Source organism: Prosthecobacter sp., from assembly GCF_029946185.1.
In the GTDB taxonomy this organism is placed as follows: Bacteria; Verrucomicrobiota; Verrucomicrobiia; order Verrucomicrobiales; family Verrucomicrobiaceae; genus Prosthecobacter.
In genome coordinates, this window is sequence record NZ_JAQSEA010000176.1 from 1 (window position 1) to 12,900 (window position 12,900).

At 58.3% G+C, this 12,900-nt stretch carries 9 protein-coding genes; 3 read left to right on the top strand and 6 right to left on the bottom strand.

Going from position 1 to position 12,900, the window contains the following annotated elements; all coding sequences use genetic code 11:
- Together PSV43_RS15390 and PSV43_RS15395 are read left to right on the top strand one after the other, a co-directional pair.
- The coding region (locus PSV43_RS15390; RefSeq protein WP_300199074.1) for a tetratricopeptide repeat protein at window positions 1–1,173 on the top strand (1,173 nt) is incomplete at its 5' end.
- Window positions 1,174–1,211: 38 nt separating this feature from the next.
- Window positions 1,212–3,722, top strand: coding sequence for a M15 family metallopeptidase (locus PSV43_RS15395; protein ID WP_300199077.1), 2,511 nt, complete (start codon window positions 1,212–1,214; stop codon window positions 3,720–3,722).
- 2 nt (window positions 3,723–3,724) lie between these two features.
- Here the strand turns inward: PSV43_RS15395 and PSV43_RS15400 are convergent, their stop codons facing one another.
- The 6 genes from PSV43_RS15400 to recF form a co-directional block, all read right to left on the bottom strand.
- Window positions 3,725–5,311, bottom strand: a complete 1,587-nt coding sequence (locus PSV43_RS15400; protein WP_300199080.1) for an Rne/Rng family ribonuclease — start codon at window positions 5,309–5,311, stop codon at window positions 3,725–3,727.
- A gap of 33 nt (window positions 5,312–5,344) precedes the next feature.
- Window positions 5,345–7,630 carry a penicillin-binding protein 2 gene (mrdA, locus tag PSV43_RS15405; RefSeq protein WP_300199083.1) on the bottom strand — a complete coding sequence of 762 codons (2,286 nt, stop codon included), beginning with the start codon at window positions 7,628–7,630 and terminating at the stop codon, window positions 5,345–5,347.
- Complete coding sequence (locus PSV43_RS15410; protein ID WP_300199086.1) at window positions 7,620–8,234, bottom strand: hypothetical protein; 615 nt, start codon at window positions 8,232–8,234, stop codon at window positions 7,620–7,622. The genes mrdA and PSV43_RS15410 overlap by 11 nt, the downstream gene beginning before the upstream one ends.
- Before the next feature lie 6 nt (window positions 8,235–8,240).
- Entirely contained in the window at window positions 8,241–9,092 is an 852-nt protein-coding gene (mreC, locus tag PSV43_RS15415; protein ID WP_300199089.1) for a rod shape-determining protein MreC, read from the bottom strand.
- An 83-nt stretch (window positions 9,093–9,175) separates the two neighbouring features.
- The gene (locus tag PSV43_RS15420; RefSeq protein WP_300199092.1) at window positions 9,176–10,207 is read right to left on the bottom strand and encodes a rod shape-determining protein; all 1,032 of its coding nucleotides are present in this window, start codon (window positions 10,205–10,207) and stop codon (window positions 9,176–9,178) included.
- 215 nt (window positions 10,208–10,422) lie between these two features.
- Window positions 10,423–11,493: a DNA replication and repair protein RecF gene (recF, locus tag PSV43_RS15425; RefSeq protein ID WP_300199095.1), complete on the bottom strand. Its 1,071-nt coding sequence runs from the start codon at window positions 11,491–11,493 to the stop codon at window positions 10,423–10,425.
- A gap of 76 nt (window positions 11,494–11,569) precedes the next feature.
- Here recF and hisS point away from each other — a divergent pair, with 76 nt between their 5' ends.
- Window positions 11,570–12,859 (top strand): histidine--tRNA ligase, encoded by a 1,290-nt coding sequence (hisS, locus tag PSV43_RS15430; protein WP_300199098.1) that lies wholly within the window; start codon window positions 11,570–11,572, stop codon window positions 12,857–12,859.
- Window positions 12,860–12,900: the final 41 nt, after the last annotated feature.

Consider the following 12,900-nt stretch of genomic DNA (forward strand, 5'->3'; position numbering starts at 1 on the left):
GATGTGGACTACCTTAAAAAGAAACCCGCCACCACCGCAATGAAGCGCCTCATTGCAGAAAACGACCGCTTGAAAAAAGAGATCGTCGAGGCGCAAAAGCAGGTGGAAACCCTGAAGGCGGACGTCGGACGCAAGGATCAGGAAATCGTCGCGCTGCGCGGCCAGCTCACCGGATTGCAGGGCCAGATGGCCGAACTACGCAAAGAAAGCACCACCTACCAGACCCAGGTCGCAGAGCTGACAAAGCAGCTTAAAGACGTGCAGAGCGGCATGGAGGGCAAGATCGCCACCACGCCCGAGCTCACTCAGGAAAACGAAATGCTGCGCAGCATCATCATGCGCCAGTTGCGCACCCAGCACAGGCAACAGGCCGCCAAGGACCTCATGATCGCTGAACTGCAGAAAATGGAGAACTCCTCCAACGATCTCGTCAAACAGGTCGAAGAAATGAAAAACGCGCGCATGATTCTCACCCCGGAAGAGGAAAAACTCTTCTCCGATCCCGTCGTGCGGGAACTGCTGGGCCCGAAGGGCGTGCAGGCCACCCTCATCGCCAACGCATCGCCAGACAGCGATAAAAAAGCGGCACCGCCTCCGCCGACCTCTGTCGAAAAACTCATCAGCCAGGCCAACGAAACCTACATGAACAAGGACTTCGAAAGCGCGGCCAAATTTTACCAGGACGCGCTGCGGGCCGAACCCAAAAACGTCACCGCTCTCATCGGTCTGGGCATCACACGCCAGCGTGAAAACAAACATGCCGACGCCGAAGTCTCCCTGCAGAAGGCTCTGGCCTACGACCCAACCAACGAACCCGCCTCGTTCGCGCTCGGCGTCACCTATTTCAAACAGGAACGCTGGAAGGATGCGATGACCTACTTTGAGAAGAGCCTCGCCAAACGCCCCGACAACGCCAGTGGCAGGCATTACCTCGGCATCATCGCCACCAAGCTGAACCTGATCGAACGTGCCGAACGCGAGTTCAAGACAGCTCTCGCCATTGATCCCGCCTATGGTGAAGCCCATTTCAATCTCGCCGTGCTCTACATCACCTGGGATCCACCACAGTGGGACAAGGCCAGTGCTGAATACAGTGAAGCGATCAAAAAGGGCGTCCGGCCCGACCCCAATCTCGAAAAACTGCTCGAAGGCGGCAAGGTGTCGCAGCGTTAAGAAGATGACGGGCGCAAGTTCGCCCTCGCTCTTCTTCCATGAAAACCCTGTTCGCTTTTCTACTCGCGGCCTCCGGCCTCGCTGCTCAAACTTTGGTTGAAATCGGCACCGCAGCGGATGGTCTCGTGATCGATCTGCGCTACACCACGGCGGATAATTTTTTCAAAACGGCGTTCTATCCCAAGCATGCACGCGCCTTGCTGCGCCCGGCCACAGCAGCCAAGCTGGCCCAGGTCCAGGCGGAACTCAAATCCCAGGGCCTGAGCTTGAAAATCTGGGACGCCTACCGTCCGCTCGCCGTCCAGCGCGCGATGTGGAAAACGCTGCCAGATGCTCGCTTCGTGGCCGACCCCGCCAAAGGCGGCCGTCATAACCGGGGCGCTGCCGTGGATGTCACGCTCGTCGATGCCCATGGCGTGGAACTGCGGATGCCGACAGCACACGATGACTTTTCCGAAAAAGCCGGCGCTCATTTCAAACTGGTGCCACCCGAGGTTTTCAAGAACCGCGAAAAGCTGCAGCAGTTGATGACGCGGCATGGTTTCACCGTGTACAAAAGCGAGTGGTGGCATTTCGACGACGCCGACTGGGAACGCTATGAAGCGCTGGATGTTCCTATCGCGCCGCAGGAAGCAGCCCTGAGGCAGAAGCACCTGCTGCTCGACACACGTGTGGTTCAAGAGGCGCTCAATGCCCGACTCATCCTTGGCACGCCGCAAAAGCATCCGGCCAATCCGCTGTTTCAGGCGGACAAGCCGTGGGAAAATTCGATGAACAACCTTTATCCCAATGTGATCTGGGATGAAGAGGCTCAGCTCTTCAAACTCTGGTACAAGTGCGTTCTGGCTGACAAGGAAGTGATCGCACAAATGGATCAGCCCAGCACGGTGCATGATGTCGGCTGGTACCTGCTCTACGCCACCTCCAAAGACGGCATTCACTGGAACAAGCCTGAACTGGGCATCCACAAATTCGACGGCAGCAGCGCCAACAACATTGTGGCCCGTGATTGTCCCAACGTCGGCGTTTTCAAAGACCTTCACGATGCCGACCCGGCACGCCGCTACAAACTGGTGAGTGATGTCGGCCTCGGCAAGCCGCAGGTGCGCTTCTCAGCCGATGGCATCCACTGGGGCGAAGTCCTGACCGCCCATGGTTTCGGCGCGCAGAACGGCGACACCCACAACAATGCTTTTTGGGATGAGCGCAGCGGCAAATACCTTTGGTTTACCAAACTCTACCTCGGGGAACGGCTTGTCTCCCGCTTTGAGAGTGAGGACTTCCTCCATTGGAAAAACAACGGCCTCGTGCTGCGCTCCAGCCTTGCAGAAGGCCGCGCCAGCCAGACCTATTGCATGCCGGTCTTCCGTTACGGCAGCATCTACCTGAGCTTTGTAATGATGTACAACGTCGGCAGCGACCGCTCCGTCGATTGCGAACTGGCATGGAGCCACGACGGCCTGCAATGGCAGCGCGTGGCACCCGGAACGCCGTTCATCCCACGCGGTTCGAAAGGTGCCTACGACAGCGAATGCATCTACGCGATGGCCGGCCCACCTATCTTGAGAGACGGCAAGCTCATGATTTTTTACGGTGGCGATGACTTCCCCCACACTGGCTGGAAGCGTCATTGCCTGCCCTGTCTGGCAACGCTGCGTCCTGATGGATTTGCAGGTTACACGCCCGTCGAGGCCGGCAAGCCCTCGCATGTGCTGACCCGGACGCTGCGTCTGACCTCGGAGCCGGTGTGCATCACCGCCGATGTATCTTCTGGCGGCAGCCTGCGCGTCTCGGCAGTCACTGAGCAGGGAGCCGTCTTGAATGAAGCGGAAACGATTTCCACCTCTTCGACGGATCTGCCCCTGAAGTGGAAGAAGGGTGAACTCAAAGGCTCGTCGGCGCGCTTCAGAATCGAACTGGACCATGCGGTGCTGTATGCCATCAGCAGCGGCGATTTGGTGCAACAGGAGCTGCCGCCACCGGAAAACCCCTTGAAGGCTGCAACGCGTATGATCCATCCCGCGACGACCCAAACACTTTCATTCGATGCGGATGCGCAGGGCTGGAAAGGCGTCGATCAACTCGAACATCACGCCACAGGAGGAGTGAACGGTGGTGGCTATATTCATGCGTCGCGCAGTGGCAGAGCGCTGCCCATCGCCTTCTCTCCGGCGGCGGCAAAAGAGTCGCCGCTGGCGGGTGACTGGACCCAGATCATCGGCGGCAAGGGGGCCGAAATCACCTGCGAAATCCGTTCAACGAAGGCAGGCGGGAGTGTGATGATCGAGCTGTTCGCAAATGACATTGCACAGTGGCAGTTCGAGACGCAGACCACATTCTCACCTGAATGGCGCAAGGCCGCAGCCTCTTTGCGATATGACTGGGACGATACCGAAGCGCTGGCCGCAGGCTGGAAACGTGCGGCCAACAGCTTCTCATGGTCGGACACCATTCAGCACATCGGCAAAGTCGTGATCGTCCCCAGCGCGGCGGGAGCGCAGGAGAGCTTCGATTTGGATGAACTGAACGTCAGTGGATCAGCCCGCTGAGATCAGGGGCGGACTTCCTCGCCCGTGGTCGCATTCGTCAGAGTGATCTGCTCGCGGTGGAAAGCAGGATCGCTGCGGAAGGTGAGACGCGCCTGATACTTGCGTTCGAGATCGACCAGCAACTCGCCATCCTCAGTTTTGAGGCGGGTAAGCACCTCGGGATGAACGATGACGATGAGGCTCTTCTGATCCTCCTTGGCCCGTCCCAGCACCGCGACAAGACGGCGCTGCAACTCGACGCTCATGGTGAGCGGGGTCTTGACCTGGCCGTGGCCTTTGCAGTACGGGCAGGGTTCATAGAGCGTCGTGCCAAGGCTCTCATTAAGACGCTGGCGGGTCATCTCCATGAGCCCAAACTGCGAGATCGGCAGCACCTGGGTCTTGGCCTTGTCACGCTTGAGATGATCAATCATGAGCTTGTACACGGCCTGCTGGTCACGGCGGTGTTTCATGTCGATGAAGTCCACCACGATCAGGCCGCCCATGTTGCGCAGGCGGAGCTGGCGCGCGACTTCGGCGGCGGCTTCGAGGTTGGTTTCCAGCAGGAGCTTATCGACGTCCTTATGGCCCTTGTTGCGGCCGGTATTGACGTCAATGGAAACGAGCGCCTCGGTTTGATCGATCACGATGTAGCCACCGCACGGCATCCAGACCTGGCGGTAGAAGGCGTTGTCGATCTGCTTTTGAATGCCGTAGTGCTCAAAGATGGCGCTCTGGCCTTGGTAAAGATTGATCCGGCGCTTCGCACGGCCGGAGATATGCGCAGCCATGCGCTGCATGCGCTCAACAGTGGCGGCGTCATCGCAGGCGACTTCATCGATGTCTTCGGTGAGGAAATCACGCACCGTGCGCTCGACGAGATCCGGCTCCTGGAAGCAGCACACGGGGGCGTTCTGGCCGTCACGCTTGGCAACGATCTGGTCCCACTCATCGAGCAGGATGTTCAGATCGCGCACGATGTGACGCGCGCGTTTGCCGGAGGCTTCGGTGCGCAGGATGATGCCCATGCCTTCAGGCAGGCTGATTTTCTCGATGATCTTGCGGAGTCTGGAGCGCTCCTTCGGATCTTCGATCTTGCGCGAGATGCCGCAGGTGTCGTTCAGCGGCATCAACACGAGCAGTCGGCCCGCGAGGGAGATGTTGGTGGTGACGCGCGGTCCTTTGTTGCCCACGGGGCCTTTGGTGACCTGCACCATGATCTCGGAACCGATCGGGTACAGAGTCGGAATGTCCTTGGCCTCAATGCGTTTTTTCTTTTTGCTGCCGCCGCGATTGATCTCCTCCAAGCCGGCATCCAGCGCGGCCGGAATAGCGTCCCAGAAATGCAGGAAGGCATTTTTGTCGAACCCGATGTCGATGAACATGGCCTTGAGACCCTGCTCAATGTTGCGGATACGGCCTTTGAAAACACTGCCAATGAGGCTGTTCGTGCCGACACGCTCGATGTTGTATTCTTCGACGACGCCCTTGTCGAGCAAGGCGACGCGGTTCTCCAGTTTCTCGCAGTTGATGACGAGGCGCACACCGCTTTTGATGTCGCGTTTGCCGGTGAGCAGTTCTTTGATTCTTTGAACGAAGGTCAATGCCATAATATAAAGTCTCCCTGAAATTGGTGCAGTTCTTCAGCGGAAGATTCTGCGGAAAAATCCGCCGCCACTTGGTGCAGAATCGGATGGTTGAGTGCCCTGGGAGCTCCCACGGTTGAAAATACCGACCCTGCGCACTGGCACGGCCTTGGGCACATTCTGTCCGGAACTCCTGCCTGCCGATCCCGCTGAATCGGCTTTCCGGCTGATGTTGGGCGTCGCATTCACACGCGGCGCGTCCGCATCATCCGGTTCTGGCGCGGACACACCCGTGCCCACGTCTCCATCCTCATCCTCGTTGAGTGCCTCAGGCACCGCAGCGTCGGCATATTGGACGGATGCAATATGATTGAAATTACCTTCCGCAGGTTCCATCGCCGTGATGGCGACAGTGAACTTGGGATTGTCCAAAGCCAGACATTGTTCCAGCACGCGGCGAGCCACAGGTGCGGCGCAACCACCGCCGGATTTGCCGTTTTGCACGAGCACAGCCACGGCAAATTTGGGATCCTTGTAAGGCGCAAAGCAGATGAACCAAGTGTGGTTGTCATCATGCCTGACGCGCTTCGCGTCGAGGCGCCAGTTTTGGGCAGTGCCGGTCTTGCCTGCCACCTCCACTCCGGTGATGCGTGCCCCTTTACCCGTGCCTGAGGGATCGTTGACGACCTTCCACATCCCCCTGCGAATGACTTCAATCTGTTCGGGTTTCACACTGGCAGAAAGATCGCCCCGAAGGCTGGGCGGGTTTTCCAGCACGGCCTGATCATGATCCATCACCCGCTTCAAGAGATGCGGACTCCATGCCTTGCCACCATTGGCCACAGTGGCGCTGACCGAAGCCATTTGCAGCGGGGAAGCCAGCACCATTCCCTGTCCGATGGACGTGTTGGCCGTGTACCCATCACTCCAGCGTTCCGCAGGACGGTGCGCGCGCAACCAGTCTGGGTTGGGCAGGATGCCAGGGTCCTCATCATCCAGTTCAATGCCTGTTTTGGTGCCCACCCCGAGGATTTTGCCCACCTTGGTGATGTTGCTGATGCCCGCCGCATTCCCATAGCGGTAGAAGAAGCAGTTGCAGGAATACTTGATGGCATCACTCAGGCCGAGCATGCCGTGAGAGCCGCCGTTCTGACGCTGAATCCAGCACTGCATCGCCTTGTTGCCATAGGTCACGCTGCCGCTGCAGTTGAAGTGATTCATGTTGATGCCGGCGAGGCAGCCTGCAAAAGAAATGGGAATTTTGAAGGTCGAGCCCGGCACATGCCCTCTGACTGCGCGATTAATCAGCGGGATGGTAGGATTGCTCATCAGCGCATCCCAGTCGGACTGCTGGATGCTGGGGATGAATTGATTAGGATCGTAGGAAGGAACAGAAACCATTGCCAGAACCTCACCTGAGTTCGGCTCGATCACGGCAACAGCACCACGTCCGATCTTGGCGTCGCGCAAGGCCCTGTCGGCAATGAGTTGCATCCGCACATCGAGCGTTAGATAAACGTCGTTGCCCTTGCGTGGCTCCACGTATTCTTCATCCACCTCACCCACCGGCCTGCCACGCTGGTCTCGCTGCATGACACGCACGCCAGGCTTGCCCTTCAGGTAGTTGTCGAAACTCTTTTCCACACCAGCAACCCCGAAGTCATCCGGCACATAATAGTCCCAACCTTTGCGATCTTCGGCCGAGGCACGCTGGTCGTCTGGCAGGCGCACGTAGCCAAGGATGTGGCATGCCACTGATTTCAGGGGATACACGCGTGAGGCACGTTCGGCGACGGTGACGCCCGGCAGTCCCAAATTGTGTTCGGCAATCCGGCTGAACTCAGCGAAGGTGAGGTCATCACGATACACCCAAGGTACCGCGCCCCCAAAGCTGCGGTAATGCACGCGGAGGGAATCCACCGAGTAGTCCTTGTGAACCCCCATTTCCAACATGCGGGCGGTGATCGTCTCTTCGAAAATTTTGTAGATGTCGAGCTCGGGCTTCATCCGCTTGATGCCCCTTTCGGAAATTTCGAAGGTGATCTCCGGCACGGCTGCCTTCTTGATCTTGGCAAGCCGCTTATACTCCGTGACGACCTCGGCAAGATTAATGCGCACCTCAAAGCTGGCTTTGTTGGTGGCTAGCACGATGCCGTTGCGGTCCTTGATCTCCCCGCGCGGACCAGGAATGCGCGCGCGTTCCTTTTTCGCCCCGGGAATCATCTTGGCAAACTCCTCCCGGCGGTCGATCTGCAGCGACCACAGCCGGAACACAAGAAGTCCAAACCCGCACATCATGGCGAGGGAGAACAGATATAGGCGAAAGCGGTATTTAACGACCATCGAAACGGTACCTCAGGCCTTCGTATTTAATTTCATAACTCGACAGGCGGGCGAGCGAATAAAGCAGCAAAAAGATGAGCGGCGCGGCGAGCATGGCAAGCAGGGAGTCGGTGATCATCTTTGACCATACGCCCGCCGGAAACTGCAGGGAACCACGCAGGAACGTGATGATAAGATACTGCGACAGCAGCCAAACAAAAATGGCCAGGCCGACCATGAGCACCGGAAGTTCAAGCCGCCCACGTTTGAACAACGGGCGGATACCCTGCAGCAGCGTGCCGAGCATGCCAAACAGCACGATGGAAAGACCAAACGGCAGCGGATAGCTGCCCGCACCCAGCTCAACGTCTGCACCGGTGCCAAACACATCCTCCGCACCCGAAAGACCTTCCATCACCCCGGGCAGATGGCGTGCATCCCAAAGGAAACCAGTGACGAACGCGAGCAGCAGCATCATCGAAAAGGGTGACGCCACCGAAGCACTGAAGAAAAACACCGCTGGCAGAAACAGCGTGGCGTACTGGGCGATCTCCAGCCCAGGAATGAACTCCTGCACCATGAAGGTCAGCAGCAGAAGAATAATGGAGATCGGGTGAAACAACATGGCGGCTCAGGGCTTGGCGCGTGCCGGTGTCGTTGCGGGCTCCGGCGTGGGCTCGGCAACCTGCATTTCAATCACAAAAACATAATCCAAGGTAGAGAAATCTACGGCCGGTTCGATGACGGCCTCTCCAGATATCTCACGGTTTTCAAAACGCTTCACCCGGCCCAGCAGCAGATTCTCAGGAAACACTCCGCCTTCACCGGAGGAATAAACCCCCGCACCGGCATTGATGTTCGAGTTGCGATGGAGAAAACGCAGATGCAGCTCAGGGCGCACCTCCAAGGCGGCTCGTTCCCCACCGAGAATGCCCTGCTCCAGCGTGCCTTCGATTTTGGCCGACACACGGCACATTTCATCCGTGAGCAAAATCACCTTGGCCATGCGCGGCGCAAGGGTGGAGGTCTTCCCCACCAAGCCAACGGATGTAATCACCGGACTGTCCGTGCCGATGCCATCGAGCGAACCTTTGTCAATGATCAAGCTGTTCCACCAAGTACCGGTACTGCGTCGGATGACCTTGGCCGCCGTCATTTTGAACGGAGCCGACTGCTTGAACTCGATGAGCTGACGCAGCTTTGCATTCTCCTCGATGATTTGGTTGTACTTCTGCTGGATGATTCGCAGCCGCTCCAACTGAACGCCCTGCTCATCGTATTCACGTTTCAGCTCGACCGGATTGATCTGCGGAGCCACAGCAGACTCCACCGCCTGCTCCATCGCCGCACTGCTGTGAATAAAAGGCGACAGCAGGCTCATGACACGAGACTGGATCTGCCGGGTTGTCGCAGTGTCAAAGGTGAACACGGCAACCAGCCCTGCCACGAAGATCAGAAGCGCGAGGATGTTGAGCTTTTTCATGATTGGCCTTTCCTCCGGGCTGGATGCGGCGCTGTTTGACAATCACATTCAAACAAACGCGGCGCAGCGGCACGGAATGGTCATCAGACTTCGGTCGTGCTTACTTTGCGCAGGAATTCAAGCTCGCTCAGCACCCGTCCGGTGCCTTCGCCGACGGCGCTAAGCGGATCTTCCGCCACATGCACCGGGAGTGCTGTTTCTTCCTGCAGCAATTTGTCGAGGCCGCGCAGCAAAGCACCACCACCGGCAAGCATGATGCCACGATCCACCAAGTCGGCGGAGAGTTCCGGCGGGCAGCGCTCCAATGTCGTGCGCACCGCATCAATGATCGCATTGAGCGGCTCCAGCATGGCTTCGCGGACTTCTTGGCTCGTGATGGTGATCGTCTTTGGCAGACCGGCCACCATGTCGCGCCCTTTGACTTCCATCGTCGTTTCCTTGCCCAGCGGGAAGGCGGAGCCGATGCGCAGCTTGATCTCTTCCGCAGTGCGCTCACCAATCATGAGATTGTAGGCGCGCTTCATGTAGTTGATGATCGCTTCGTCGAGTTCGTCACCCGCCACACGCACACTCCGGCTGTAAACGATGCCGGAGAGCGAGATGATCGCCACCTCCGTGGTGCCACCGCCGATGTCGACGATCATGTTGCCCGCAGCTTCCTGCACAGGCAGACCCACGCCAATGGCCGCAGCCATCGGTTCTTCGATCAGGTAAACTTCACGTGCGCCAGCCTGCTCTGCGCTTTCCTTCACGGCACGCTTTTCCACTTCGGTGATTCCGGAAGGCACGGCAATGACCACGCGTGGCCCGCGCATCTTGCGCCCTCCGCCCTGCACTTTTTTGATGAAATGGCGCAGCATTGCCTCCGTCACACGGAAGTCAGCGATCACGCCGTCTCTAAGAGGGCGGATGGCCGTGATCCCGCCCGGGGTGCGCCCGAGCATGCGTTTGGCGTCGTCACCCACAGCGACGACTTCATTGGTGCCGGTTTTAACCGCCACCACTGAAGGTTCTCTGAGGACGATGCCGTGATCTTTTACATAAACGAGGGTATTTGCCGTGCCGAGATCGATGCCGATGTCTTGGGCGACGAAGCCGAAAAGTTTGCCGAACATTGAGAATAAATGGGAAAAGTGTTGAAGCGTGCAGGCGTCAGAATCCAGATGCGCGACGGAGAATTCCAACTGTTTTGAAAATCACGAAAAGCCACGCGCGCAAGGCATTCTAACCCACTTTAAAGCTTAAAACCGCTTGAAAATGCGTCAAGGGATGTTTCTAAGAAGCTTGGGATTGGCAAATTCAGGCCATTTTGGCCACAAAGCCACCTTTTTCAGCCTCGAATGCGGCTGAAAATCGATTTCTCGACCCCATAAACCCGCCCCGACAGTTGATCCGCCTCCGCCCAGTCGAGATTCGTAGTCGTAATAATCTTCTGCGCTCCTGGCGGCAGACAGGACAGCAGGGCCCGTCGGCGGTGGGCATCCAGCTCACCAAAAACGTCGTCCATCAGCATCAAGGGTGCTGAACCGCAGGAGTGCTCCAGCACCTGCGCCTGGGCGAGTTTCATCGCCAGCGCAAACGACCGCTGCTGCCCTTCGGAGGCAAAAGTAGTCGCATCAAGATCGTTCAAGCGCATCCCAATGTCATCACGATGCGGTCCGAATACCGTCGAACGCGTGCGGGCCTCTTCATCCCGCATCGTCAGCAATGCCTCAAACAAACTCAGTGCTGCATCACTCGTGCGCTGATAGGCGATGCACACATTCTCCACACCCTCACTCAGCTTCGCATGCGCCAGAGATACCTCGGGCCCCAAGGCGGTGCACAGTTCTGCGCGCCGCAGCCAGAGCGTCTGAGCAAAGCCGTCCATCACTCGCGCAAAGGCATCGGCCTGCCTCCACGCAATGCTGGCATCTCGCTTCAAAACATGGTTGCGACCACGCAGGGCGCGCTCATAACCACGCAGCGCATGCAGGTAATCAGGAAACATCTGGCTCGCCGCGAAGTCGAGAAACCTGCGCCGATGCTCTGCACCTCCACGCAGCAAATTCATATCGCGATGATCCATCCACACCACGACACCCGATGCGGCAAGGTAGTCTGCAGATTTGCCGCAGGTTGCCCCATCGACTGCCAGCCGCCGCGTGGTAGCTGACTGCGCATAGCGCAATCGTTTGCCGTGCCAGTGAGCCTCCACCAAACATGTGGCAGCGCCGAAACGCACCAACTCTGAGCGATTCGATGTTCGCGGCGATTGCAGCCGCAGCAGCATGCACGCTGCCTCGATGAGAGATGTTTTCCCCTGGGCATTCCTCCCCACCAGCAGCGTCACATCGGGATGCAGTTCCAGCTTCGCCTCGGCGAAGCAGCGGAAATCGCGCACAAACAGGTCGGAGAGCATGCAGTCAGGTGGTTACGCCACACGCCGCATTTCCGGTTGCGTACCTCAGTGGCATGAAGATGAATCCCGCCCCTCTATGGAACCCATCCAAACAGTCAAAGGCTTTCGTGACTTCTTCCCTGAAGAATGCGCCGTGCGTAATTACATTTTCGACACCTGGCGCTCCGTCGCACGCCGCTATGGTTTCATGGAGTATGAAGGCCCGGTGCTTGAGAACACCGACCTGTTTCGCAAGAAGAGCGGTGACGAGATCACCAGTCAGCTTTTTTGTTTCACGACTCAAGGCAAGGATGATGTCTCCCTGCGCCCGGAGGTGACCCCTTCCCTCGCACGCATGGCCACCGCACGTCAGCGTGACTTCAAGAAGCCCATCAAGTGGTTTCAAATCGGCTCCTGCTTCCGCTATGAGGCGCCGCAGGCAGGACGCACGCGCGAGTTTGTGCAGTTCAATGCAGACATCCTTGGCGATGCCTCGCCTGCCACGGATGCCGAGCTGATCGCGATGGCGATTGACGTGATGCGCGAGTTTGGCGTGAGCTCTGACGACTTCGAGATCCGCCTCAGCAACCGCGAAATCTGGAACGGCTTCCTGGCCCAGTTCAACATCACCGCCGAACACACTCCCACATTCCTCCAGATCATCGATAAGATCGAGCGCGCCCGGTCCGAAGAGACGGAGAAGAAGCTCAACGCCATCGGCCTCTCGCTGGCGGATGTGCGTGCGTTCATGGCATCCGCCGATGAGAGCCACCCGGCCTTCGCCGCCCTGCGCGAAAACCTCAGTGCACGCGGCATCTGGCAGCACGTCCGCATTGATGCAACCATCGTTCGCGGCCTGGCCTATTACACAGGCACCGTGTTTGAAGTGTTCGACCGCAAGCACGGCCTCCGTGCCGTGGCCGGCGGCGGCCGCTATGACAAGCTCTGCTCCCTGATGAGCGACGGCAAGGTGGACATGCCCGCAGCAGGTTTCGCAATGGGCGACGTGGTGCTCAAACTGCTGCTCGAAAAGACGCCCGGCGCGCAGATGAAGCTCACCAGCGCCTTGCTCGCGGCAAGCAGCATCGATGCCTACGTCGTGGTGGTGGACGAAGCTCAGCGCGGCCACGCGCTCGCCGCTGTGCAGGCCCTGCGTGCCGCAGGCATCCGCATCGACTACAGCTTTGGCGCGCAAAAAGCCGGCAAGCAATTTCAGGCCGCTGAAGATCGCAAAGCACGCTTTGCCATCGTCTTCGGTGCTGAATACCCCGAGGTCGTCATCAAGAACCTGATCGCTCGTTCGCAGAGCTCCGTGCCAGCGGCCGGTCTTGTCGAAGAAGTGCAAAGGCTGCTCGCCGAACCCGCCATTGGCCCATTGATCGCATAATCGGAGGGCAAGCATGTGACCTTCATGAGCGTTGGTTTAAG